The 26,287-nt window shown below is 39.2% G+C and carries 24 protein-coding genes and 1 tRNA gene; 18 read left to right on the plus strand and 7 right to left on the minus strand.

Annotated elements, in window-relative coordinates; all coding sequences use genetic code 11:
* Positions 1-2 precede the first annotated feature (2 nt).
* The 3 genes from gloA (at position 3) to rpmE (ending at position 1,930) form a co-directional block, all read left to right on the plus strand.
* On the plus strand, positions 3-404 hold the full coding sequence (gloA, locus tag AAC388_RS05060) for a lactoylglutathione lyase (protein ID WP_017402777.1): 402 nt from the start codon (positions 3-5) through the stop codon (positions 402-404).
* 133 nt (positions 405-537) lie between these two features.
* Positions 538-1,509, plus strand: a complete 972-nt coding sequence (locus tag AAC388_RS05065; protein WP_342371280.1) for a bile acid:sodium symporter family protein — start codon at positions 538-540, stop codon at positions 1,507-1,509.
* Positions 1,510-1,705: 196 nt separating this feature from the next.
* Positions 1,706-1,930, plus strand: coding sequence for a 50S ribosomal protein L31 (gene rpmE, locus AAC388_RS05070; protein WP_001200845.1), 225 nt, complete (start codon positions 1,706-1,708; stop codon positions 1,928-1,930).
* Between the two features lie 62 nt (positions 1,931-1,992).
* Here the strand turns inward: rpmE and AAC388_RS05075 are convergent, their stop codons facing one another.
* Genes AAC388_RS05075 through epmB form a run of 3 tightly spaced genes read right to left on the minus strand, consistent with a single transcriptional unit; the run spans position 1,993 to position 6,878 of the window.
* Positions 1,993-4,104, minus strand: coding sequence for an EAL domain-containing protein (locus AAC388_RS05075; RefSeq protein ID WP_342371281.1), 2,112 nt, complete (start codon positions 4,102-4,104; stop codon positions 1,993-1,995).
* A complete protein-coding gene (locus AAC388_RS05080) occupies positions 4,101-5,846 on the minus strand; it encodes a hypothetical protein (RefSeq protein ID WP_005073306.1) in 1,746 nt (581 codons plus the stop codon). The genes AAC388_RS05075 and AAC388_RS05080 overlap by 4 nt, the downstream gene beginning before the upstream one ends.
* A gap of 15 nt (positions 5,847-5,861) precedes the next feature.
* Positions 5,862-6,878 (minus strand): EF-P beta-lysylation protein EpmB, encoded by a 1,017-nt coding sequence (epmB, locus tag AAC388_RS05085; protein ID WP_119684733.1) that lies wholly within the window; start codon positions 6,876-6,878, stop codon positions 5,862-5,864.
* Positions 6,879-6,951: 73 nt separating this feature from the next.
* Here epmB and efp point away from each other — a divergent pair, with 73 nt between their 5' ends.
* From efp to AAC388_RS05120, 7 genes are all read left to right on the plus strand, one after another.
* Positions 6,952-7,521: an elongation factor P gene (efp, locus tag AAC388_RS05090; protein ID WP_002118666.1), complete on the plus strand. Its 570-nt coding sequence runs from the start codon at positions 6,952-6,954 to the stop codon at positions 7,519-7,521.
* A 164-nt stretch (positions 7,522-7,685) separates the two neighbouring features.
* The gene (locus tag AAC388_RS05095; protein WP_005068001.1) at positions 7,686-9,782 is read left to right on the plus strand and encodes a carbon starvation CstA family protein; all 2,097 of its coding nucleotides are present in this window, start codon (positions 7,686-7,688) and stop codon (positions 9,780-9,782) included.
* Positions 9,782-10,087: a YbdD/YjiX family protein gene (locus AAC388_RS05100; RefSeq protein ID WP_000980869.1), complete on the plus strand. Its 306-nt coding sequence runs from the start codon at positions 9,782-9,784 to the stop codon at positions 10,085-10,087. The genes AAC388_RS05095 and AAC388_RS05100 overlap by 1 nt, the downstream gene beginning before the upstream one ends.
* A gap of 167 nt (positions 10,088-10,254) precedes the next feature.
* Positions 10,255-10,331, plus strand: a tRNA-Val gene (locus AAC388_RS05105).
* Positions 10,332-10,687: 356 nt separating this feature from the next.
* Complete coding sequence (locus AAC388_RS05110) at positions 10,688-12,406, plus strand: arylsulfatase (protein ID WP_068557439.1); 1,719 nt, start codon at positions 10,688-10,690, stop codon at positions 12,404-12,406.
* A 127-nt stretch (positions 12,407-12,533) separates the two neighbouring features.
* The gene (locus tag AAC388_RS05115; protein WP_068557437.1) at positions 12,534-13,514 is read left to right on the plus strand and encodes a formylglycine-generating enzyme family protein; all 981 of its coding nucleotides are present in this window, start codon (positions 12,534-12,536) and stop codon (positions 13,512-13,514) included.
* Positions 13,515-13,529: 15 nt separating this feature from the next.
* Complete coding sequence (locus AAC388_RS05120; RefSeq protein ID WP_068557436.1) at positions 13,530-14,738, plus strand: OprD family outer membrane porin; 1,209 nt, start codon at positions 13,530-13,532, stop codon at positions 14,736-14,738.
* Positions 14,739-14,852: 114 nt separating this feature from the next.
* Here the strand turns inward: AAC388_RS05120 and AAC388_RS05125 are convergent, their stop codons facing one another.
* The 3 genes from AAC388_RS05125 to AAC388_RS05135 all read right to left on the minus strand — a co-directional run bounded on the left by AAC388_RS05125 (position 14,853) and on the right by AAC388_RS05135 (position 18,678).
* On the minus strand, positions 14,853-15,803 hold the full coding sequence (locus tag AAC388_RS05125; protein WP_068557433.1) for a LysR family transcriptional regulator: 951 nt from the start codon (positions 15,801-15,803) through the stop codon (positions 14,853-14,855).
* 224 nt (positions 15,804-16,027) lie between these two features.
* Positions 16,028-17,296, minus strand: a complete 1,269-nt coding sequence (locus tag AAC388_RS05130) for an MFS transporter (protein WP_335952275.1) — start codon at positions 17,294-17,296, stop codon at positions 16,028-16,030.
* Between the two features lie 23 nt (positions 17,297-17,319).
* Positions 17,320-18,678 (minus strand): outer membrane beta-barrel protein, encoded by a 1,359-nt coding sequence (locus AAC388_RS05135; protein ID WP_068557429.1) that lies wholly within the window; start codon positions 18,676-18,678, stop codon positions 17,320-17,322.
* Between the two features lie 299 nt (positions 18,679-18,977).
* Here AAC388_RS05135 and AAC388_RS05140 point away from each other — a divergent pair, with 299 nt between their 5' ends.
* The 6 genes from AAC388_RS05140 (at position 18,978) to AAC388_RS05165 (ending at position 24,381) form a co-directional block, all read left to right on the plus strand.
* A complete protein-coding gene (locus AAC388_RS05140) occupies positions 18,978-19,472 on the plus strand; it encodes a hydroxyquinol 1,2-dioxygenase (RefSeq protein WP_068557427.1) in 495 nt (164 codons plus the stop codon).
* A 16-nt stretch (positions 19,473-19,488) separates the two neighbouring features.
* Entirely contained in the window at positions 19,489-20,496 is a 1,008-nt protein-coding gene (locus AAC388_RS05145; protein WP_044102828.1) for a hypothetical protein, read from the plus strand.
* A 64-nt stretch (positions 20,497-20,560) separates the two neighbouring features.
* Positions 20,561-22,027, plus strand: coding sequence for an aldehyde dehydrogenase family protein (locus AAC388_RS05150; RefSeq protein ID WP_068557426.1), 1,467 nt, complete (start codon positions 20,561-20,563; stop codon positions 22,025-22,027).
* Between the two features lie 5 nt (positions 22,028-22,032).
* Positions 22,033-23,100, plus strand: coding sequence for a maleylacetate reductase (locus tag AAC388_RS05155; protein WP_068557424.1), 1,068 nt, complete (start codon positions 22,033-22,035; stop codon positions 23,098-23,100).
* Between the two features lie 91 nt (positions 23,101-23,191).
* Positions 23,192-24,043: a dioxygenase gene (locus AAC388_RS05160; RefSeq protein WP_068557422.1), complete on the plus strand. Its 852-nt coding sequence runs from the start codon at positions 23,192-23,194 to the stop codon at positions 24,041-24,043.
* 2 nt (positions 24,044-24,045) lie between these two features.
* Positions 24,046-24,381, plus strand: coding sequence for a Rieske (2Fe-2S) protein (locus tag AAC388_RS05165; RefSeq protein ID WP_068557420.1), 336 nt, complete (start codon positions 24,046-24,048; stop codon positions 24,379-24,381).
* Positions 24,382-24,413: 32 nt separating this feature from the next.
* On the opposite strand, the gene AAC388_RS05170 is transcribed toward AAC388_RS05165, so the two are convergent.
* Positions 24,414-24,779 carry a nuclear transport factor 2 family protein gene (locus AAC388_RS05170; RefSeq protein ID WP_068557418.1) on the minus strand — a complete coding sequence of 122 codons (366 nt, stop codon included), beginning with the start codon at positions 24,777-24,779 and terminating at the stop codon, positions 24,414-24,416.
* 160 nt (positions 24,780-24,939) lie between these two features.
* Here AAC388_RS05170 and AAC388_RS05175 point away from each other — a divergent pair, with 160 nt between their 5' ends.
* Complete coding sequence (locus AAC388_RS05175) at positions 24,940-25,611, plus strand: 3-oxoacid CoA-transferase subunit A (protein WP_342371282.1); 672 nt, start codon at positions 24,940-24,942, stop codon at positions 25,609-25,611.
* A gap of 18 nt (positions 25,612-25,629) precedes the next feature.
* Entirely contained in the window at positions 25,630-26,283 is a 654-nt protein-coding gene (locus AAC388_RS05180) for a 3-oxoacid CoA-transferase subunit B (protein WP_068557413.1), read from the plus strand.
* Positions 26,284-26,287 lie beyond the last annotated feature (4 nt).

Consider the following 26,287-nt stretch of genomic DNA (forward strand, 5'->3'; position numbering starts at 1 on the left):
ACATGCGAATGCTTCATACAATGTTGCGAGTAGGCAATTTAGAACAATCTTTAAAGTTCTATACCGAAGTATTAGGGATGAAGTTACTTCGTAAGCGTGATTATGAAGAAGGGCGCTTTACACTAGCATTTGTTGGCTATGGCGATGAAGAAACCAATACCGTGCTTGAGCTTACCCATAACTGGGATACATCAAGTTATGATTTAGGCAATGCCTATGGCCACATTGCCATTGGTGTTGACGATGCCTACAAAGCGTGTGAAGAAATTAAAGCACGTGGTGGCAAAGTTGTGCGTGAAGCGGGGCCAATGAAAGGTGGTGTTACTGTTATCGCATTTGTTGAAGATCCAGACGGCTATAAAGTCGAACTGATTCAACAAGATGCTAATGCAAAAAATAACTAAAAATTGACTGTGATGCTTTAAGAATTAGTTCTTAAAAGTCTAGCTTTATTTTTTTAGCCCAGTATGATGAACGCTTGACCAAATGGTCAATTTATCAACTGGGTTTTTTATTTATCTAAAATAATCATAGGATATGGCTATGCTGAAGTTATTGGCGCTTGATCGATTTACAATTTTATTGGTTGGAATGGTACTACTAGCAACATTTTTTCCAGTCAGTGGTCAAGCAGCTCAATATTTCAATACACTGACCACAGTCGCAATTGCAATCTTATTCTTTTTGCATGGCGCGAAACTATCACGTGAGGCTGTAATTGAAGGTATTTTGCATTGGAAAATGCATTTACTGGTCTTCGCATTTACTTTCTTTATTTTCCCTGTGATTGGTCTGTTGGCTAAGCCAATTTTATTACCTCTGTTAGGTCAACAGCTCTACTGGGGTTTTTTATTTATGTGCTTTTTACCCTCTACAGTTCAATCCTCTATTGCATTTACGTCGGTTGCAAAAGGGAACGTGGCGGGAGCGGTGTGCAGTGCATCTTTTTCAAACTTGATTGGTATGTTTATTACACCAGTCTTGGTGAGCTTTTTTATTTTAGGCCAAAGCCAACATGGATTTGACCCGACGACTTCAATTATACAAATTACATTATTACTGTTAGTGCCATTTATTTTAGGTCAATTATTACGTCCTTATATTTTCCCTTATATGGCAAAAGTTCCGAGTATTGTTAAAGCATTCGATCAAGGCTCGATTTTGATGGTGGTGTATGGCGCATTTAGTGGAGCAGTAGTTGCAGGACTTTGGCATCAAGTAAGTTGGAAAACTTTACTCATTCTAACAATTGCGTGTTCAGTGCTCTTAACAGTCATTATGCTATTAGCACTTTACCTACCACGTGCTTTAGGTTTTAACCGAGCAGATCAAGTTACGGTTTTCTTTTGTAGCTCTAAAAAGACCTTGGCAAGTGGTGTTCCGATGGCGCAAATCTTATTTATTGGCCAACCATTAGGCATGATCGTTTTGCCTATTATGATCTTTCACCAAATCCAATTAATGTTGTGTGGCGTGATTGCAAATTACTGGGCTAAATCGAAAGATTAATTCGCAAAAGAAAATTATTTGACGTATAATGCTGCCCACTTGTTGTGCTTAGCTCTAACCCTAGAGGTTTCGGTGGGCCAAAAGAATGGTCTGTTGTGGTGTTGATCTGCTCATTTTGAGCCTGTCCTCAACTTAGTTGAGAGTGATCAATTGCGATGACAGCTTAAGCCTTTCTTCCAATTAGGAGTAATCGACGATGCGCGCCGATATTCACCCAAAATATGAAAAATTAGTTGCAACTTGTTCTTGCGGTAACGTAATCGAAACTCGTTCTGCTTTAGGTAAAGAAACTATCTACCTTGACGTATGTTCAGCTTGCCACCCATTCTACACTGGTAAGCAAAAGAATGTAGACACTGGTGGTCGTATCGACAAATTCAAACAACGTTTTGCTGGTATGTCTCGCTCTATCAAGCGTTAATACTGCAACACGAAACAAAAAACGGGCTTTATGCCCGTTTTTTGTTTTTCACTACAAGACCATTATTGGTCTTGTACGTCTGTTAATCGATCAAGTTTTTTCTGGAAATAGCGACCTTGCAAGAAACGCGTTTCCACATTCCATGCGTTAGCAAATAAGTTCATATCATCTAGATCACTCAGTAAAATCCCTACAGGTTTTACTGTCAAATAGTTCAAAACCTTTTCTTGTAAGCATGCTAAACCATCATCTGAGTTCAATAGCTCAGTTTTCTTCGATTGCAGTTTTAAATATTGAACGTCTAGTTGTTGCAATATTAATTCGCTATACATAGAGGAGCTGAAATCCCGAATCGAAATTTCTGCGCCGTGTTGACGCAGGCGAGCTATGTGTTGCTGGGCAATTGCAAGATGAGGCTGAATTGCTTGTTCTGAAAATTGTAAAACCAGTGGGCTTTCAAGCTTACTACCAATAATGGTGAGTAATTTCGAAATGAGTTCAGGGAAAGATTTATCTTTGAGCAAGATATCAATATTCAGGTTAATAATCAGTTTAGCTTTCGGGTACTGAGTAATAAAGTTATGTAGTTGCTTACATGCCTCAACCAAAATCCAGCGATCTAATTGAATAGAAAGCTCACTGTCTTCTCTTAATTCAGCCAAGTCATTTATGTCATACCATTGTTCATCGCTGATAAAACCGCTAGTCACCTCATAGTTATGGGTTTCTTGATCGTGTTTATCGTAGATCTGCTGATATTTTAAATGAATTTCACTTCGAGCTAACTGCTGCTTTAATTGCTGCAATAACGAAGATTGCAAAGGAGCATCGACTTGCTCAAGGCTTAGATCAAGCGATATAGAGGATTTGACAGGCACGGGAGCGATAATATCGATGGTTGGTGCCAACTCAATTTCTGCCTGCGCCTTAGGTAACTCTTGCTGACTTGTTTGAGCAAGTAAGCTTGAAAAGCTATCTTCATTTAAAGGTTCAGTAATCGGGGCATAGCTCAACTTAAATTGGATCGAGTAATTAAGCTCATTAATCTTTAATAAATACTCTTTTTGCAAACTTTGCAGACTAGTCAGTTGGGAGTTAAGGACTGTGCTGTTTTCAGCTTGTAAAATGCCAATATATGCACCAAGTTCAATATTAAAAATCGGCATTTGCGCGTGTTCTTTTAAGAAACTGTGCAGCTGATTAAAATATTGTGCAGGAGTTTGCCAATCTTGTTGAAATACTCGCTCTGGGCACTGATTTAATTTAAATAAAATTAATGCATTGGCTTGAGCAGGGTAGGTCGATAGTTGTCGATTAATTTGTTGCCAAGGTGCTTGCACACCATAACTCTTTTCTGAAAAAAGTGTATTTGCAGGTGTTGCTAAATCCAGTTGGTAGTCAATGGTTAGCTGTACGGCATCTTCTTCCTGACTAGGAATAAACTCTAGTTTTAGAGCATTGTTACCTGCGATTGCTGCATGTTGACTCTGAATTTCAAAACGGGCCTGATCAAATTGGCCTAATGAAATTTTCTTAAATCTTTGTTTAAAAACATTTAAATCATCAGGTTGTAAAACATCTAAGATTGGCAGGCCAAGAATCTCGTCTTCTTGCTTAAATCCAAAAAGATTGAGGTATTCTGTATTTGCCTTAACATGCATCCCTTCTTGAAAAAGGGCAACTGCTTTATGGCTATTGTTGACCAATGTTTGTGTATGGGAGTGAATTGTTTCTAACTCATTTGTCAGGCGTTGTTCAGTCTGCAATAAGTGGCTATACGATAAGGTCCGAATAAGAGTGATATAAAAATAATCTAATGGTTCTAATGGAACTACATCATAAATGCCTTTTTGAATATAAGCTTGATATTGCTGAGGCTGATAATCTTCAGGTTGTAATAATAAAACAGGTAAATTTGGCTGCTCAGATGCTTGAATGAGGGAGAGAGTTTGTTCAATTTTTAGGTCATAAGCACGACCAAAAATAATAGCATCCCACGGCGTATTTAACTGTTTTTCAAAACTTTTTAAATCATCAAGTAATAATGCCTGAACTTGATAATCATTCCCCAATAATAAATTTAAAATCTGGTTATAACGTAGCTGGTTGTCATCAATAATGAGTAAACGTGTTTCAGTACGTTTTAACTTTTTAGATAATAAAGAGTTTCTCACTTTAGTGCTTCCCATAAATCTTGAGTGCTAGAGTTATTACCCTTTTTCATCATGAACTGATCAAGCAGACCTTGTTGCTGCTCATTCAAAAGTTCAAAATGAAATTGGATAAAACTTTGCGTAATGAGTTGTGCTTTGAGTAGATACACTTTGATTTCTTCTGTCCCCAATCGTAAATGAATTGTTTGTTGCTCTCTAAAAATTTGAGAGCCCGGTAAAATAAGCGTATTTTGTATTTCTTCTAGATTTTGTGTTTGTAGTAATAGTGCGGGATGATAATTGCGAGTATGACGCTCAGCTTGAATATGCACTGAACAAGGGAACATGGCTTGCGACAAAATCTCTAAACCTAACTCTAGGGATTTTTCTGTCGATTGTTTAATCCAGCGAATCACACCGCCACGCCATTGTCCATGCAAAGTTTCTTTAACTAAAATGTATTCACCAGTTCTTAAGTTCTTTGGTGCTTCGCCAGACCATTTAATACGATATCCATTGACACTAATATCGAGAACGGTGGTTTGATAAATGGTTTTACTCTCACGACTCAAGCGTTGATAAGAGCTTGTTTGTTGTTCTTTTTTCTCTAAGTTGGATAAAACCTTAGATTCGCTTTGTAAATTATAGTTATGGTTAAGCTGTAGCGTTTCTTCAAAGTTTTTTGCTTTTGATAGATAGAAATGGGCAGTGCTTAAACCAAAACAAATTTGGAGCTCTGCATTATACTCATAACGTTCATGGCGACGTTGAGCCGTGGTTCCTAAAATCGTTTGAACATGAAACTTTAAAGCAGGGCTTAAATAAAACTTTTCATTTTTAGAAATATATTGAGCATTTTTATGCATGGTTGCAGTGACATGCTCAAGTAAAGCTTGCGTACCGATGAAGATGCTAGGGTTAAAGTTAGAGCTACGCTTTGTATTATAAACAGGTGGGTGGTCTTTATTTGGATCGACCACATATTTCGTTAATGCGGTATCTTTCGGCAAAATATGAATCATTCTTGCCCAGTCAAAACTACATTGAAACAATGCCTGAATTTCTGACTGACGAATCTGGTTTGTATTTAAAATATCCAGCAAAATCAACTGAGCATAAGCTTGTGTAATATTCGCTAAAGGGTGCTGTATGCCCTGAATATGATTGATATTGATGAGATGATATTTGTGCTGAACTGCGGTTTCATAGAGCTGATGCGCTATTAACCATTGACCTTTAAGAGGCTCGCTATAAAGCATGTGCTGCTGATAAAGGAGACTCGTTAATTGTTGTAGCGCATGAAACGTCGATAAAGTACGCGCCGTTTGCAGATTCTTTTTTTGCTTATAGGCAAAGATTGAAAACTTTTGATGCTGGAGTTGCTCATGACTATTTTGCGCAATATTTAGATAAATACTGGCGAAATAGCAGCGGAGCAACATCGCTAATTCAATAATGTGCTCATTACGATCTGTACTAATCACGCCTTGGTTAAAGAAGTTTTTCTCTAGGCTGGCGAGTACATTGTTAATGGTCGGATGAAGCGTTTGTATGAGGTCGAAACGTAAGGTTTCACTACATTTTAATTCATTGAGCTCTAAAATAGCTGTGAATAATGCTTTTGACGTATCACCGAGTTGCATAATAGAAAGGGTAGTGACCCATTCATTAAGATCTTTAATATTGGCTTCACAAAAGCTTAACCGTTCACGAGAGAGTTCGGTTTGATTGTGAAAAATGTCCGACAGCGCATTATTCATCATCACTTATTATATAACTCAAAAAGTTGTAGCCCCAAAAAGCGGTGTTTTATTCTTTTCGCCCGCAATTTCCCTGACGAGTTTAGGAACCAAATACCCCGGTAGGTTCGCTAACACGTCACGATAGATATCATCTATCTTGGATGATTCTAAATCAAAATGTTGTGCACCTTTTACTTTATCTAAAACATGTAAGTAATAAGGCATAACGCGAGCTTCAAATAAACGATAACTTAAATCAATTAACGTCTGTGCAGAGTCATTGACACCTTTCAGCAATACTGCCTGATTTAGTACAGTAATGTGATGGTCAGATAACTGCAACAATTTTGAACAAGTAAAGTCATCGAGTTCAGAAGCATGGTTTGAGTGTACCACCAGAACTATACGCAGCCTACTGTTTTTTAATAAAGAAATCAGCTCTTCGTCGATCCGGTTAGGAATGACAATTGGGACTCGTGAGTGAATTCTCAGAATCTGGATTTGTTTGAGAGATGATAGGCGTTCTAACCAAAGTGCTAATTTACGGTTAGAAAGCGTAAGCGGATCGCCACCACTTAAAATGATCTCGTTAATGTTCGGGTTTGCTTCAATATAATTTTTAATATTTAGCCAATCTTCATTTTTTGGCAAATTTTCTTGATAGGGGAAATGACGACGGAAGCAATAACGGCAGTGTACGGCACATGCACCTGTCAAAGTCAGTAAAAAACGCGATTTATATTTATGCAATACACCCGGTAATTGATTTGCTGCTTCTTCGCCTAATGGGTCAGTCACAAACTCAGGATGTTCTTCGAGTTCTAAATGATGAGGTAATACTTGTAGCAAAAGCGGGTCAAGCGGGTTTTTAGCGTTCATTTTTCCGACGAACGCGCGAGGAACACGCAATTTAAACTTTTCAGAAGCCAGAATCGCACCCGATAATAGCTGTTCTGAGGATAACTCGAGTAGGCTTAGCAATTCCGAAGGATCAGTAATAAGGTCACTCAGTTGAGATTGCCAGTTTTGCTCTTGGTATAAATAGTTTATCATTTGACACGATTAAGATAATGCAACAACGCATTATATCGCATAGTTGACTTGTTAAGTTTGGAGTGTGCCTTTCATGGCCTATTATTCTACAAATGATTTCAAAGCAGGCCTTAAGGTTATGCTTGATGGTAACCCATGTTCAATCATGGAAAACGAATATGTAAAACCAGGTAAAGGTCAAGCGTTCAACCGTGTAAAATTACGTAACCTTAAAACCGGTAAAGTATTAGAAAAAACTTTCAAATCAGGTGACTCTTTAGAAGCAGCTGACATCGTTGAAGTTGAAATGGAATACCTATACAACGATGGTGAAATGTGGAACTTCATGGATCCTGTATCTTTTGAGCAAATCGCGGCAGACAAAATTGCTATGGGCGATGCTGCTAAATGGTTAAAAGACGATTCAAATGAAAAATGTACAATTATGTTGTTCAACGGCGTACCTTTAACAGTAAGCCCACCGAACTTCGTTGTATTGAAAATTGTTGAAACTGATCCAGGCGTACGTGGTGATACATCTGGCGGCGGCGGTAAACCAGCTAAGCTTGAAACAGGTGCGGTTGTTCGTGTTCCGTTATTTGTTCAGCAAGAAGAAAGCGTTCGTGTAGATACTCGTACTGGCGATTATTTAGAGCGTGCATAATAGTTAAAAAATACACTATTATCGAAGGGATGATGTAAATCATCCCTTTTTTTATGCGAAAGTATAAGAGGAAAAAAGAAAAAGGAGGAGTAGAGTCACAGGGATTAAGAGAAACAGTACATAACAATATAAAAATGCTGTAGTTATTTATTGAGAGGTTAAGAATGGACACAATGCAAGCGAAATCTACGCTTCCCTCCAAGCTGGTCTGGAGCCTAGTGGCAATAATAGGTGCAATTTCTTTTGGGATGCTGGCACTCAGTCGTGGTGAACATGTCAATGCGGTTTGGCTTGTACTTGCTGCAGCATGTGTATATAGCATCGCATATCGATTTTATAGTCTATTTATTGCAACTAAAGTATTTGAATTAAACCCAAGACGTTTAACCCCAGCGCATCGCTTGGCCGATGGTCTGGATTATGTACCCACCAATAAATATGTGCTTTTCGGTCACCACTTTGCTGCAATTGCAGGAGCGGGGCCATTAGTCGGACCAATTTTGGCTGCACAAATGGGCTTTTTACCAGGAACGATCTGGTTATTGGTCGGTGTGGTTTTGGCGGGTGCGGTACAAGACTTTTTAGTTTTATTTATTTCAACACGTCGAGACGGTCGCTCACTTGGTGAAATGGCAAAACAAGAACTCGGTTCTTTTGCCGGTATTGTGGTCATGCTTGGTGCGCTTGGGGTAATGATTATTATCCTTGCGGTACTGGCATTAGTTGTGGTGAAAGCACTTGCCCATAGTCCTTGGGGTGTTTTCAGTATTGCAGCAACCATTCCAATTGCATTGTTTATGGGCGTTTACATGCGTTTTATTCGCCCGGGACGTATTGCCGAAGTTTCTATTATCGGCTTCGTTTTAATGATGCTTGCCATTGTTTATGGTGGACAGGTTGCAGCAGATCCTTACTGGGGTGAATTTTTCACTTTAACAGGAACACAGCTGACATGGTGTCTCATCATTTATGGATTTATCGCATCAGTTTTACCAGTTTGGTTATTGTTAGCACCACGTGATTATCTATCAACCTTCCTTAAAATTGGTGTCATTCTTGGCTTGGCCGTTGGTATTGTGATTGCACTACCTGAACTAAAAATGCCGGCAGTGACTCATTTTATTGATGGTACTGGTCCTGTATTCTCAGGTAGCTTATTTCCATTCCTATTTATTACCATTGCCTGTGGTGCCATTTCTGGTTTCCATGCGCTTGTATCAAGTGGTACAACACCAAAACTTGTTGATAACGAAGCTGACATTCGTGTGATTGGCTACGGCGGCATGCTCATGGAATCTTTCGTCGGTATTATGGCGATGATCTGTGCAACTGTCTTAGACCCGGGTGTGTACTTTGCAATTAATGCGCCTGCGGCTGTACTCGGTACAACTGTAGAATCTGCGGCAGAAGCTGTACGCAATTTAGGCTTTGTGGTTACGCCTGAAATGCTAACTGTATTGGCTCAAGAAGTAGGTGAAAGCTCGATTCTTTCACGTACAGGTGGTGCGCCTACCTTTGCGATTGGTATGGCACATATCATTTCGGAAATTTTTAACAGCCGCCAAATGATGGCATTCTGGTACCACTTTGCTATTTTATTCGAAGCATTATTCATTTTAACTGCTGTCGATGCGGGTACTCGTGCTTGTCGCTTTATGGTGCAAGACACTGTGGGTATTGTTATTCCTGCGGTTAAATCTTCAAGCTCATTCTTTGGTAATTTGCTAGGTACTGCTGTTGCGGTAGGTGGATGGGGCTTCTTCGTCTATCAAGGTGTGATTGATCCGTTAGGTGGTGTCAATTCACTCTGGCCTTTATTTGGTGTGGGTAACCAGATGTTGGCTTCAATGGCACTCATTTTGGGTACAGTTATTCTGTTTAAAATGAAAAAAGAAAAATATGTATGGGTAACGATTTTCCCAACAATTTTCTTGTTCATTACCTGTATGACTGCGGGCTGGCAAAAGATTTTCCACGAAAATCCAAAGATTGGTTTCTTAGCACAAGCGAATAGATTTTCGGATGCGATTGCGCGTGGTGAAATTCTTAAACCAGCAAAAACACTTGAAGAAATGCAGACGATTGTGATGTCGAATCAAATCAACGCTGCACTTTGTGGCTTCTTCATGATCGTTGCGATTGTGATGGTGATTGCTGCGATTGGTATTGTGCGCCGTGCGTTAGCAAGCCCGACACCAACTGCTCATGAAGCACCAGCTGTATATGCTGATCCGAAAGTGGTCACCCCACGAGGAGAGTAATGATGAATTTTAAATTTGCAAAAAATGGAACTGTCATTATTGCGAAAATCATCAAAATGACAGTGCTCTCGCAAAAAGAGCTATTACTTTCTCCAAAGAACTGGTCGCGCATTGCAACCTTGTGGCAGCGTTTGCAGCAAAGCTTTCGACTGATGGTTGGGGTTCCAGACTACCAAACTTATCTGGAGCACATGAAAGCTCATCATCCTGATTTAACACCAATGGATGCGACGACTTTCTACCGTCATTGTGTTGATTCGAGATATCCATCGGCAGGCGGTAATTTAAAGAAATGCCCTTGTTAAGTTGAGATTAATAGTCAGCTAAAGAAACGGTATGTGGTTAAACCATGTACCGTTTTTCTTTTTTGGAAAATGAAAAAGAGTTTGCTTAAAGTCTGCTCATTTGTATTTTTTTCGATGGCAAATCACTTGTTTTGCTTTTGAAAAATGAATATTATGCTTTCCATTCTAGGTGTATAGCTCAGTTGGTTAGAGCGCTACGTTGACATCGTAGAGGTCTCCAGTTCGAGTCTGGATATACCTACCAAGACATTAAAGTCATATAAACTCGAATAGCTTTACATGACTGAAAAAGCCCTAAACTGTAATGGTTTAGGGCTTTTTTATTACTTTCTGTAAACTATCATAAATTTACCTGAAAACTATATATAGAAAAGTTTTGACTGAATATTGTAACCTTGAATCTGTCAAACTACGTAAAATAAAAATAGGCTTTATGAGTACTATTGAATAAGATTTATTGACTAGACTATAGAATATTGTTCGAAATATGAGAACACACAGTTTGCATTTTTGATTGTATCCATTAGAGCTTATGAATGTATATTCCTTAGAGGCAAGGATTTGTCCCATAAAATTAGAACCGTTCATAAGGATTTTGTTATGGTTATAAAAAAACTAGCAATTGCATCATTATTTGTACCAACGATGCTGTGTGCAGCTTTCGCAAATGCTGCTGATATTAAAAAACCAAATGTATTGGTTATTGTCGCTGATGATTTGGGTTTTTCTGATACAGAACCGTTTGGTAGTGAAATACATACTCCTAATATAAAAAAACTAGCTAAAGAGGGGGCAGTATTAACTAATTTTCATGCGGGTCCGACTTGTTCAGTAACTCGGTCTATGCTTTTGACTGGTAATGATAGTCATCAGGCCGGATTTGGAACTATGGCCGAATATCTACAACCTGAACAAAAAGGGAAACCTGGTTATGAAGGACGTTTAAATAAAAGAGTAATTACGTTAGCTGAGATCTTAAAAGGTCAAGGGTATGCTTCATTTGTAGCAGGTAAATGGCATTTAGGTTCCACTGAAGACAGTAATGCAAAAGCTCGAGGTTTTGATCGCTCATTTACACTAATGCCAGGTGGTGCTGCACATATGGATGCAAGCCAAATGTTCCCTGGTAATTATAAAGCCCGCTATCTTGAAGATGGTAAAGATGTAAATTTACCTAAAGATTTTTATTCAAGTGATTTTTTTACAACTAAAATGATTTCCTATATGGAAAATGATCGAAAAAAAGGACAACCTTTTTTTGGATATTTGGCTTTCACCGCACCACATTGGCCGTTACAAGCACCTGATCAGTATTTGAAAAAATATGAAGGACATTATAAAGAAGGGTATGAAAAAATTCGCCAAGCCCGTTTAGAGCGGATGATTAAGCTTGGAATCATGCCAAAGGGAACAAAAATTAATAATCCATTAATGGATGTTTTCCCTGCATGGGATCAGTTAACAGAAAGCCAAAAACAAGATCAAATAAAAACAATGCAAATTTATGCAGCAATGATCGATAACCTTGATCACAATATTGGGCGTGTAATTAATTACTTAAAGCGCAGTGGTGAGTTAGATAATACGCTTATTCTATTTATGTCTGATAACGGTGCTGAGTCGGCTACTCCTGAATCATTGGGAACAACTGAGGATAAGAATGGTATCCGAGAGTGGGTAAATGCTACATTTGATAACAGCTCTAAAAACATGGGGCGTAAGGGTTCGTATGTAACCTTAGGACCTCAATGGGCACAAGTTGCTTCAACACCACTTCCATATTTCAAAAGCTTCTTGGCGAATGGGGGAATTCATGTCCCAGCCATAATTCGTTATCCAGCTAAAGTTAAAGCTGGGCAGATTAATAGTGAAACACTGCATGTTATGGATTTCGTACCTTCAGTTTTAGAGCTTACAAATACTAAGCGCCCAGAAAGTTTTGAAGGAAATCCAATTTTAAAGTTAGAAGGTCGTTCATTCGTACCTATTTTTAGCGGCAAAAAATTACCAGAACGAACGTTAGGATGGGAATTTAACACACGCCGTGCTCTTTATAAGGGAGATTGGGCTGTTCAGTATCAGGCACCTCCTTACGGTACAGGACAATGGGAATTATATAACCGTAAAGCTGATCCGTCTTACCGTATTAATTTGGCCCTTCAACATCCTGAAAAAGTCAAAGAATTATCCGCGGATTGGGATATATATGCCGAACGTGTAGGTGTTACAGAAGCTCCTGTACGTTATAAATATGGGCAAATGAATTGTTTTTATGATAAATGCATCCAACCTGAATTTTTAAAAAAGTTAGCTAATTAATCAACTGCTACCCATTAAAGAATTAGTTAGTTTTGAGGATTCAAAGTCTGAGCTTATTCATTTGAGTAAGTTCAGTTGATTCTCGAAATGTAATATTTATTGGTTTGGATCTCAAAAGGAAATTGGTATGAGAACTATTCAATGTGTAGTAGTTTTTGCATGTATTTTGGGAGCCACAGGATGTAATAAACCTTCCAAAAAGCAAATTCAGGAACCTAAGTTACAACAATTAGGAAGTTTGAATAAATGTAAAGAGTATTCAGGTCTACCTGTTAACTGGCAAAAAGATGCCAATACTGGGATGGTAAAAATACCTAGTGGGACTTTTAAGATTGGAAACAATAATAGTTATCCTGAAGAAAAAGCACTCTATAAAAGTGATCGTACAATTAAAGAATTCTGGATTGATGCAACTGAAGTAACAAATGCACAATTTCAAAGTTTTGTAAAAGCTACAGGGTATTTAACGGAGGCGGAGTCACAAGGAGAAGCTGCCGTATTTACTCCTCCAAAAGAACAAGTTGCTGAACTGGCTTGGTGGTCTTTGATGAAAGGGGCAAATTGGCGACATCCTTGGGGACCAGATGCTACACGGCAGATTCTTCCTAATGAGCCTGTCCGCATGATTACATTGAAAGATGCCATGGCCTATGCCGATTGGTTAGGAAGAGAACTGCCTACTGAAGAACAGTGGGAATATGCAGCTAAAGGCTTTACTAAAGAGAGGGATATTAGTGCGAATCTTGAACATATAGATGCAAATGTTTGGGAAGGACAATTCCCTTATCAAAATGAAAATAAAGATGGATTTGAAGATGTCGCACCAGTAGGTTGTTTTCCCGCAAATGGATTTGGTCTGTACGACATGATCGGTAATGTATGGGAATACACAAGTAGCCCATTTACCGGGACTCATGATGACCACATGGGAGAACAGCAATTACGCACAGGTCATCCTCAAGCTTTTAACAGTTATACGATAAAGGGCGGCTCATTTTTATGTGCTTCAAATTATTGTATGCGTTATCGAGCTTCAGCACGCCATTCGCAAGAGGCTAATTTAGGCATCAGTCATGTAGGATTCAGGACTGTAAAAAATATTAAATAAATTAATGGATTAAAAATGAATAAACTTATTTACATTGCGCCATGTCTTCTGGTCATGGCGGCAAAGGGTAATGTCGTCTTTGCAAAAGACATAAACGTAGATTTAACACTCAAAAATCTTTATGCAGATCGAAATTATAACGATGACAATAAGCCTTCAATTGGAAGTTGGAGTCAGGGAATAATTGCTCGAGCAAGTGCTAAACAGAACTTAGCTCAAGATACAAATTTATTAATAACGGGATCCCTACAGTATGCACAGCGTTTAAGTAGTGATAACCATTTAACTGATTTAATTTTGCCGTTTGACAAAGAGTCTCAAAAGCAAGCTTCAAGTTATAACAAAATTGCAGGATCAATTGGCTTGCAGCATAAGCAACATAAACTAAGTTGGGGAGAGCAATGGGTTGATACTCCTCTCGCTACTACGGATTATAGTCGTCAGCTAATGACAATCTATCAAGGCTTTTTATACTCAGGGCAGATTAATAAAGATTTAAATATAGATATCGGTCATTTAAATAGATATTCAGTAAGAAATGAGGAAAAATTTAAGAAGTTATCTGTTAAAAACCATGAATCAGATGGTTTAACTTACATCGATCTAAAACATAAATCTTTTCAAGGAAAACTCGATACACAGTTATTTGTTAGCGAGCTAGAAGATTTATACGATCAGTATTCATTGGGATTAAATTTAAAACAAGATTTTGATAAATTTAGATTAAAAACTAAATTTCGTTATTACTATACAGAAGAGGCTGGACGTCAATTATTAGGGAAAATTGATAATCAATATTTTGGTTTGATGCAAGAGATTGGGTATGGACCAAATACTTTTGGTATAGGAATTCAAAAAATTCAAGGAAATACTGATTTTCCTATGTTAGATGGAGCTGTTCCTGTTCTTAGTTATATTAATTGGACACAAGGAACTTTCAATAAAGCTAATGAGATTTCATACCACTTCACTTTTAATCATGATGCTGGCTGGTTAATGCCTGGTTTGAACTTTTTACTTCGTTATGTAGATGGGAAAAATTATTTGATTAATAATGAGAAAGGATTTGATGAAAGTGAATTTGATTTCATTATGAATTACAAAATAAAAGAAGGAAAATTCAAAGGGCTTGGCTTACAGTGGCTAAACTTAAATTATAAAAATGATATTGGAGGGGACTATATGGAAAACCGGATTATTACCTCATATACGGTTAACTTTTAAAGAAGTAAATAAAGATAATTTCTATTCTTTCTTACTATCATGAATAGTAGTTTTGAAGGGCTGTCTGGTTGAGACAGTTCTTTTGTTTATTGAAGTAAAGAGGGTAATGATTAATTATTGAAACAGTTTAACCATAGGTGATAAATACCCTTTTTCTATGAGTTGTTGATCCCACTCAGGTACTAGATCAAGTTTTTCGACTAGAAAATCAATCATGCAACGGATTTTAGTTAAATTCCTAGAATTTGAAGGGAATACTGCTCTTAATCCATAATTAGGCAGAGGATAGTCAGTTAGTACAGGGATTAGTTTTTTATCTAAAAGGCTTTCTCGAGCCACGATTGTTGGTAAGCAAACAATTCCTCCTCCTGTTAAAGCAAAATCATGTAATAGATGAATTGAGCTTGATGAAACCCTCGCATGAATAGAAAACTCTTGGAACTTATTATTGATCATAAATCTGATTTTATTTCTTTCTGGATATCCTGAATAATAGCCTAATTCAAATTGCTGAAGCTGTTGTGGATTATTGGGTTGACCATGTTTTTCTATAAATTCAGGCGAAGCACACATCACCCGATTTACATTAAAAATTTTTCTCTCAATCAGACTTTCACCTTTTGGGGGGAACATTTGAAATGCAATATCAAATCCAGAAGAAATCGGATCAATTATTTTGTCATATACAACAATATCCAATTCAATGTCTTTATATTGTGTCGTAAATTGAGATAAAAGCTTACTGAAATAACTTAAGGCAAAGCCTGGGGCCATATAAATACGTAAGCGTCCGTGTAATTCATTTTTTGCATGAGACATTTCGTCAGCTAGTTGCTCGAAACGACTAATTAGCTCTACACATTCAGGATAGTATTTTTCACCAATCGCCGACAGCCTTACCGAACGGGTGCTTCGATGGAATAAGGGAGCATCAACAAATTTTTCAAGCTGTTGAATACGTGTACTGATCACTGAACGTGTAACACCAAGAGATTCTGCAGCCTGAATAAAACTTCCACTTTGTGCCACTCTCACAAAGGCTTCCATACACTGTAATTTATCCATAAGTTAATCCATCAACCATGAAACTAGCCATTGAGTTTATATCCCATGATAGACTAAATTGCCCTAAATAATTGTTTATACATTGATAGAGGTGTTGCTAGCCTCATAGAAAATAGAAGGGTTTTCAATATAAAGAAATAAATCAATAAGAAAAGTTAAATATTTTTAGTAAAATAGAAAAGAAAAAGCACTTCTTAAGAAGGCTTCTTCCTATATTGACTTAACTATTTTTGTGTTGGTTCAATTTCATATAATGGCGTAGTTTGTACTTTCCGTGGGGCTGTTTCCAGAATAAAGAAACTAATGAACATACCTATAATGGCTCCTATTAAACTTAGATAGAAAATATTTTGAATACCATAGTTTTCAGCAATTATTCCCGAAATTACGGGAGCAATACCCCCACCAAAAATTTCCCCAGCCCCAACAACAAGGCCAATTGCAGATGCAACTAAGCCAACAGGGGCTGATTCAGCGGCTAATGGACCTGAAAGTAGAGCAATTAGACCTAAACTAAAGAATGAAAGTACAAAGAGCAATCCGAATAGAATAGACACAGATGCTGAAGCATTAGCAAATAAATAAATAAAAATAGCTGATCCTAGAAATCCTAAAATAGAAGCCATACGGCGACCAATCCAGTCAGAAATTGCAGGGACAAGAAACTGACCTAAGAAACCACCAAAACCGATTGCAGAAACAATTATTCCCATATCTTGTGGATTGAGCTTTAAAAAGTTTTCAAGATATAAAGGAACCATTGCACTAATGACGAAAACACATGACATTGTACAAAATAGACCGATCATGCTTAGCAAAATATTACGTGTTTTTAATAATTCTATCCAATTAACTTTTACATGAGCTTCAGCATGTTTCTGAGCAAGTAATAGTTGTCCACCTTGGGTATTTTGAGGTTCTCTTAATACAAAGAAAAGACAAGCAGCTAAAATGAATCCAGGAATTGCAACTACCCAGAATACCTCGCGCCAAGATGGTACGATTAAAAGTAGTTGAGTTGCGATAAGTGGTCCTAAGCCTAGACCAAATAAGGCAAAACCACTTTGTTGTAACCCTTGTAATGCTCCACGGCGTGAAGGTTTTGCTGCCACGGCTGTTGCTGCAAAACTAGTTGGGCAAAATGCTCCTTCAGATACACCCATAAGTGCACGAATTAAAATTAAGCTTGTAAGACCCATCGCGGAACCTGAAAAACCAGAAGCTAGAGAAAAGACTACTAATGATGCTATTAAGATTTTACGATGGCCAATTTTGTCTGAGAGGCTACCTGCAAAAATTGCAAAGACACCCCACGTGACACCTAGTGCTCCAAATATCAGACCAACGTCTTGATAGCTTAGAGATAGGTCTCTCATAATTGAGGGTAGTAATGGTGCAATAATCCAGCGATCTAAACCGACCAGACCAAAACCGAGAGTAAGCAGAAGAACGATCTTCCATTCGTAGGAAGTATCCCATTTTTGTAAATTCATTTTAATATCCTTTTAAATGAATGTTAGAAAAAGAAAGTTAAATCAAGAGAGTAAGATAGTTGGTTATCTTCAGTGCCATTGACTAAAGGCGGTAGTCCATTGTCTTTAGCAGCAAATGGCTTATGACCGCCGCTGTACCAGTCGTAGCGAATTTCTGGGCGGACGCGTATGTATGATTTCGGATTCCAAGTGACGTTGGCGGTTATGGCTTTGTAGATACCTTCATATGGTACTAACACATGTACTCCATCAGTTTTGAAGTATTCCACGCGTGCTGCCGAACTGAGTTGTGGATTAAAAATATGGTTATAACTGACGTTGAGCCCATACCAAGAAGCATCTTTACCACCTTGTTTCGGAATGCCGTAAGGTTCCTGATTAAATATATCGGTCAGTAAAGCTTTTTCTTGATAACCGTAAGAGACTTCTGTCGTCACAATATTTTTTTGATCAAGGAATTTAGTGACCGTGAGATAACTTTGGTAACGCGCCAGATAGTCATCTTTGGCTAAGCTGGAGTCGGTTGGAATTGGCGAACCACAGTTACATTTGCTAAAGGAGTCATCTGCACCATTACCATAGATATTTTCAAAGTCGATCCATAGTGAAAAGTCCTTACTGCGCCAGCGTAGATTAGCAATAGCATCCCAGTCATTATTTGGATCTTGCAGGTTGTTATATCCCCTAACAGCACCTAATTCATAAGACAGTTTTGAACTGTCTGGATTATTGAAAATATGGCTGCTCCATAGGGCACCAACATGTTTTGCTGGACCGTGGATAAAACTGTAAGGGTGAGTGTAAAAAGTAGTTGGTGCAGGTGCTGGCAATGCAAAACCAATCTCATTGGCCAATGGCGTATGAAATAAGCCGAGCATCAAATTACTGCCGCCAAGAACTGGAAAGTAAAATTCGGCATAGGCTTGAGTAAGAGAGCTATACATGTCCGATGAGTCAAAATCTCTCACTTTGTTGCTACCCCAATCATCATCTAGACCATAGGTACGGAAAAAAAAGTTATCAGCACCGTACATACCAGTGAGGTTAAAACCCCAGTCAAAAGTTCTTGGCATATCCCCTGGAAATGGTCCAACGCGACTGACTATATTACTTTTAACTTTTTTTTCGATGGTGATAGCAACTTGATCCAGTGTGAGACCTTCATCTTGTCTGAAAATGGTAGCTGGTGTCATTTGCCCACCATGATTGCTACCAGCAACACTCGCTTGTGCCCATCCTGAAATTTGGATGCCCAGAGGTTTATCATTAATAGATTGAAATAACCACCCCTGTGGTTGTGTTGTATCTTCTGATGCGTTTGCTGACGCATGAGTAAGTGCAATAGCGAACATTGCACCCCCAAGAACTTTTAATCTGTCCATAGCACGTCTCAATAAATTTAAGAAAACTACCTTGTTTCCCTAGTTGTAATAATTTTGTTCTTCATCCGAACGTTTTTTATTCAAGTGCAAAGTGTGCTGAGCTGTCAATGTGACTAAAACAGAGGATTGTTGTAGGAAGTATTTATAAGATTTTGTTTTTTATATTTATTTTTGTCATTGTTCGCAGATTGCAAACATTCATGTTGCTGCTTTCTTCATTGTCTTCAACAAGGGATTGGCGTAATTTCAAATTGTCGAGGAAAGACCATACACGAAGAATTTCAGTAAGGAATATGGAAATGAGTGCTTATACAACAAAGCTCGGTAGTTTGGAAAACTACGAAAAAGGTTCAATCCAGATTATTCAGGGTGAAGCTACTAATTATGCCTTTTCAAATATTTTTGAAGTGGCAGCAATGAGCAAACCTTATGAAAAAACAGTTGTTGGGATGAACCTCAAATTTGTCATCGAATCTGTTATGGCAGAAGGACAATCTGCTTGGTATACCGCATCACATGATGAATTTGTGATTGTAATGGATGGTGAAGTTCGTGTCGATTATTTGAAATTAAAAGACCCTATAATCTCCCAAGATCAAGAGGGTACTCATCTTGCAGGAGAAAGACCAGATGGGGTACCAATGGGGTATGTTGTCTTGAAAAAAGGCCACCAAGCAATTTTACCAGTCGGATCAGCCTATCGTTTTGAGGCATCAAAGAAATCAGTGATGTTAATACAAACAATTAAAGGTCCACTTTCTGTCGAAAAATGGAATGACATTTGTATTAAGTAATCAAGGAGAGATGAAAATGAATGCTATGCAAAATAAATTTGTTGAAGATGACGGTGTAACGATTACTGGATATGATGAAATTTCAGGTTATTCAACTTTCCAGTTAGGTAATTTTAAGTTTAGCCGTGATGAATACTTTGCCAAAGTAACATGGGAAGCAAAAGGTCAGGAGCACTCCCATTTAATGTCTGTTGATGCATTTTTACGGGCTTTGATGAGAGATGTTGCTTGGGGTTTTTTCTATGGCTGGGTTAACTTCGATCATGTTATTGGTACTCAAAACCACTATGGTAATGTCGACTTATACGCTGGCACTTTCAATGGTGTATTAAAAGCAGCAGGCGTAGATTATGTTGAGAACTTTGAAACTCCACTAATCATGGCGACCTTTAAAGCTATTTTACATGATTGGGTAAGTGAAGGATTTGATCCATTTGCTGCTCCAGAAGAAACTGGTTCTGCTTTTGGTCGTAAGCATGGTGATAATTCAGAAGCGATTGACCGTTATCGGATTGCCACGAAACGCATGCCTGGGTTACCTGAAGATTCGCCTTTACGTGATGATTTACCAGTTAACCGTCAGTTTGAAGATGTGGCTCAAGATGATCCCCTTATATATTGTGAACCGGGTTTTGAAGGTCAACTTAGTGGTTTTAATTTGTTTAAATATCTGTCGCGTTCAGATGTGACTTGGAACCCCTCTGTAACTTCTGTTTGTAAACAAAGTTTATTCTGCCCTACTACAGAAGAATATATTTTACCAATTTTTCATGGCAATGATCGCGTAGAGTGGTTCTTGCAATTATCAGATGAAATCACTTGGGATATTGGCGATAAAGTAGATGGTAGTCCTATTGCCCGCGTCATTATGAAAGCGGGGGATATCGCAGCTATGCCAGCCAATATTCGTCATCAAGGATACTCAACTAAACGCTCAATGTTACTTGTTTGGGAAAATGCGACACCAAATCTACCTGAACGTTATGAGTCAGGCGAATTATCTCCTTATCCAATCCAATTCTAAGCATTCAGCTAGAGGCTGTTAACTTCCTACATTTAACAGCCTCTAATACTCATTAGGTAAAATTATGAATACTCAATTATTTATTGATGGCCAATTCGTGCCTGCAAAAAATGGTGGCACCATTGATGTACTCAATCCATCTAATGGCGAGTTAATTACCAAAATTGCGGCGGCTGAAGCAGAAGATGTCAATATTGCTGTAGCTGCGGCAAAGCGTGCTTTTCCGGCATGGGCAGCAACGCCAGCGGCTGAACGTGGCAGATTATTATTAAAACTTGCTGATCTGATTGAAGAAAATCTGGAAGAATTGGCTCAGCTTGAGTCACTCGATACCGGACATCCGATTCGTGATTCACGCCGTTTAGATGTACCACGTACCGCGGCATGTTTCCGCTATTTTGGTGGTATGGCTGACAAAATTGAAGGTTCGGTTATTCCGGTTGAGCAAGGTTTTTTAAACTACGTGGTTCGTGAACCAATTGGTGTGGTTGGGCAGATTGTGCCGTGGAATTTCCCGCTTATGTTTACCAGCTGGAAACTTGGCCCTGCGCTTGCGGCAGGTAATACCGTGGTGATGAAACCGTCAGAATTGACACCTTTATCGACGCTCAAAATTGCTGAATTAGTGAAAAAAGCTGGTTTTCCAGATGGCGTAGTTAACGTGGTGACAGGTTATGGTCATACCGCAGGGCAACGTCTGGCAGAGCATGAAGATGTCGGCAAAATTGCCTTTACTGGTTCAACTTTAACGGGTCAGAACATTGTCCGTTCTTCTGTAGGTAACTTAAAACGCGTACAGCTTGAGCTGGGTGGTAAAGGTGCTAATATTGTTTTTGAAGATGCCAATATTGATGCCGCTGTTAATGGTGCAGCATGGGCAATTTTTCACAACCAAGGGCAAGCATGTATTGCAGGTTCGCGTTTGGTTCTACATGAAGCCATTGCTGATGAGTTCCTTAAAAAATTTATCAAACTGGCAGAATCCATCCGTTTAGGCGACCCGCTAGATCCAAACACCGAAATGGGGCCATTGACCTCTGAAGCCCACCGCAACAAGGTATTGTCTTATGTAGAAATTGCCAAAGAGCAGGGTGGACAAGTCCTGTCAGGTGGTAAGGTACCAGAAGATGTCAACCTTCAAAATGGCTATTACGTTTTACCAACGGTGGTTGAAGCCAAGCCAATGGATCGTGTAGCTCAAGAAGAAGTATTTGGTCCCTTTGTAACTGTATTGCGCTTTAAAACTGATGCAGAAGCATTGGAAATAGCGAATTGCACAGAATATGGTTTAGGTAGTGGCTTATGGACTCAGAATTTACAACGCGCTCATCAGTTTGCTAAAAACATCAAAGCTGGAATGTGTTGGATTAATAGTTATAAACGTGTGAATCCAGGTAGTCCATTTGGTGGTGTAGGTAAATCAGGTTATGGCAGAGAGATGGGGTTTGAAGCTATTCATGACTATACGGAAGCCAAATCGATTTGGGTCAATGTCGATGCAAATATTCCACCGCATTTTCAGCGAGGATAAACAGCATGAATGCATTCCATTATAAGTCATTGCCATTGGATGTGTATTTTGACAATGGCAAATCTAAAGAAATCAAAGAGATTTTGACGCAGCATGGCTATCAGAAAGTTTTGGTGCTAACGACACCTGAGCAAGAAGACGCAGGCCAAAAGCTGGCAGAACAACTTGCAGACATTGCCGTGGGTGTATACCCATATGCAGTGATGCATGTTCCGGTTGATGTGGCAAATCAAGCCGTCGAGTATGTGCAAGCCAACAATATTGATTGTTGTTTGGCATTGGGTGGTGGTTCGACCATTGGTCTTGCTAAAGCGATTGCCTTAAAAATTCATACTCCGATTGTGGCTATTCCAACCACATATGCTGGTAGTGAAATGACTACGGTGTATGGTCTGACCGAAAATAACCTGAAAACCACTGGTAAAGACATTCATGTGTTACCCAAAGTGGTGATTTATGACCCTGAACTGAGCGTAACTTTACCCGCAGAAATTTCAGCTTGTTCCGGTATGAATGCGATGGCACATGCGGTGGAAGCGCTATATGCGCAGGATAAAAATCCGATCATTAGTCTGATGGCCACGGATTCGATTCAGGCGTTAAAAGCCGCGTTACCAGCGATTGTTAAAAATACACATGACCTTGAAGCACGTCAAAAAGCGACTTATGGTGCATGGCTGGCGGGTATTTGTTTAGGCTCTGTTGGCATGGCAATTCACCATAAAATCTGCCATACCTTGGGTGGAACCTTTAACCTGCCGCATGCACAAGCACATGCCATCACTTTGGCGTACTCGGTACATTACAACCGTAATGCGGATGTGGAAGCCATGGATCGATTGGCGGGGGCATTAGGTGTAGCAAGTCGTGAAGACGTTGGTATGGCAATTTATCAATTAAACCAGTCTTTAAATATTCCATTGGCACTAAAAGATATTGGTTTGCCGGAACAAGGACCTGCTGAAGTAGCAAGAATTATTTGTGATAGCCCGTACTATAACCCCCGTGGTTATGACTACGACGAGTTACTTGATTTGCTCACCAAAGCTTATCAAGGGCTGCCACCGGTTTAAGACAAACCGAACCTCATCATGAAGATAGACCTGACCGTAGTACTTTATTTGCTGCGGGCGGGTGACTCACGCTGCAAAAAAGGAATTGATCATGAGCGTAACAACCCAAGCTGTTCAAAGCTTTCAGCGTATAGACGATGCTCGTCACCGGACTTTAATCACAGCACTTGTACAAAAGTTGCATGACTATATCAACGAAGTTCAATTGACCGAAGCTGAATGGATGAAAGCCATCCAGTTTTTAACCCAAACTGGGCAACTTTGCCATGAGCAACGACAAGAATATATTTTGCTCTCTGATGTACTCGGTATTTCTATGTTGGTTGATCAAATTAACCATCAAAAAAGTGAAGTTCAAACGCCGTCTACTGTTTTCGGGCCATTCTTTATTGCCGATATGCCAGTTCGCAACTTTGCAGATAGCATCGTGATCGAAAATGCTGAGCAATGTCGATCTTTATTGATTAAAGGCAATATTCGTAATACACAAGGCGAAGCAATTGCCAATGCTTATATTGATGTCTGGCAAACAGCCGACAATGGCATGTATTCTGGTCAAGACCCTGAACAGCAAATTGATAACCTGCGTGGAGTGTTTGTGAGTCAAGCTGATGGCTCGTATGCAATTAAATCTATTCTACCTGTCAGTTATGAAATTCCTTCAGATGGAACGGTGGGACAACTGCTGAATTATGCCAAACGAACCTTTTGGCGACCTGCGCATATTCATTTCAAAATCGTTGCCGAAGGTTACCAACCTCTTGTAACGCATATCTTTTTAGCGAATGATGAATACTTGCAAAATGACGCTGTATTTGGCGTAAAAGATCGGTTAATTGTCTGCCATGAATCGAAAAAAGCAGATCCTCAAAGCCACGCTGTATATGGTTTGGACTGTGACTATGACCTGATGGAATACGATTTTATTCTTTCGGAGGTTTGAACATGGTTACCTTAATTAAGCTTTGTGAGCAGACTGATTTTCAAGAGAAGATCTGCTTTCGGGTGCTTCATCCAGAGGATGAGAGAAAAAGTATTGTGGTGATCAAAGGGCAGAATGGTTTTTATGCTTATGAAAATGTTTGTCCACATTTTTCAGTACAACTAGATTATAAAGATGGGGTGTTTAGTACTTACAAGAATAAGTTGATCATGTGTGCCCATCATTCTGCCATGTTTGACATTACCACTGGAGAATGTGTGGATGGGCCCTGTAAAGGACATTACCTTAAGGCTGTACCTGTCGATGTAAAAGATGGTGTTGTATTTTTAAAACGTTAGCGCTGATTTGTCGCTAACGTTTTATACGTTGATTAAACACTAAAAGGAGTTGCCTGATACATCATCAACTTCAACTGATCCTGCTGCTTTTTCCAAATCGACAATGCCCGATTTTGTAAGGTACGTGGTTGCTTGTCGACCAGTAACTTTGCATGAAAATTAGCAGTAACAATCACACAATCCTGCATATCAACCACATTAATAATATCGTAATCAATGTGTTGATAATCATAATAACCCGCCTGTAATTTATTCATAAAAGCAGATAAATCATCGACTGTACCACTGGTATGTACATAACGTAAATGTTGGTCACACATTGCAGCAAAATGATCATATTGTTTGTTAATTAGACTGTTAAAGCGCTGTTTTTCCATTTCACGGACTTGGTTTTCCATGTCTTTGACTCCTTATGATTGATCATGCCTTTATCATATTGAGTTTGGAGCAGTGGGATTGTTCTAAATTACAGAACATTGTATTTGCAGTTTCACAGGCTATTTATGTTGACGAACGCAATACAATAGAGGGAAGGGATTTTAAAGTAATGGATGAATTATGATCGATAAAAGTTCGACCTCAATGCCTGAGGTCTTGTCCCAGATTAAAGATGGCGCGACCATCTTGATTGGTGGTTTCGGTACCGCAGGACAACCCGCTGAACTCATTGATGGACTGATTGAACTCGGTGTTAAAGATTTAACTATTGTTAGCAACAATGCCGGTAATGGAGATTACGGTCTGGCTAAATTGCTTAAAGCTGGTTCAGTTAAAAAAGTGATCTGTTCTTTCCCGCGTCAGTCAGACTCTTATGTGTTTGATGAGCTATACCGTGCTGGGAAAGTAGAGCTTGAAGTAGTGCCGCAAGGTAATCTGGCTTGCCGTATTCAGGCAGCGGGTATGGGACTTGGTGCTGTGTTTACCCCAGCAGGCTTTGGAACACTTCTAGCTGAAGGCAAAGAAACCCGCCAGATCGATGGTAAAGACTACGTACTTGAATATCCAATTAAAGCTGACTTTGCCTTGATTAAAGCCTACAAGGGCGACCGCTGGGGCAATCTGGTTTACCGTAAATCTGCACGTAACTTTGGCCCGATCATGGCTATGGCTGCTGATGTCACCATTGTTCAAGTCTCTGAGGTAGTTGAGCTAGGTGGATTAGATCCAGAGCACATCATCACCCCAGGTATCTTTGTACAGCACGTTGTTCAAGTACAGCCCGCACAGTAAGCAATAAGGAGAAATAACATGAGCTACCAAAAACTCAGCCGTGACCAGATTGCAAAACGTGTGGCACAAGACATTCCAGATGGTGCATATGTGAACTTGGGTATTGGTTTGCCAACCAAGATCGCGAGCTACCTACCTAACGACAAAGATATTTTCCTTCATTCTGAAAATGGTTTATTGGCTTTTGGCCCACCACCAGCGGCAGGTGAAGAAGACCCTGAACTGATTAATGCGGGTAAAGAGTTTGTGACCATGCTTGAAGGTGGTAGCTTTTTCCATCATGGCGACTCATTTGCCATGATGCGTGGTGGTCATCTTGATATTGCTGTGCTTGGAGCCTTTCAGGTTGCAGCCAATGGTGACTTGGCCAACTGGCATACCGGTGCGCCAAATGCGATTCCTGCGGTGGGTGGTGCAATGGATTTGGCTGTGGGTGCCAAGAAAGTATTTATCACCACAGACCATGTGACCAAGCAAGGTGAGCCGAAGATTGTGGCTGAGCTGAGTTATCCAGTAACGGGTAAGCACTGTGTTGACCGTATTTACACCGATCTTTGTGTGATTGATGTGACCAAAAACGGTTTGAAAGTGATTGAGAAAGTAGAAGGTCTTAGCTTTGATGAGTTGCAGGCTTTAACAGGTGCAAATTTGATTGATGCGACACAAGGGTAAGGAA

Origin of the sequence: Acinetobacter sp. D009, from assembly GCF_038562025.1 — a bacterium.
Taxonomy (GTDB): domain Bacteria; phylum Pseudomonadota; class Gammaproteobacteria; order Pseudomonadales; family Moraxellaceae; genus Acinetobacter; species Acinetobacter pittii.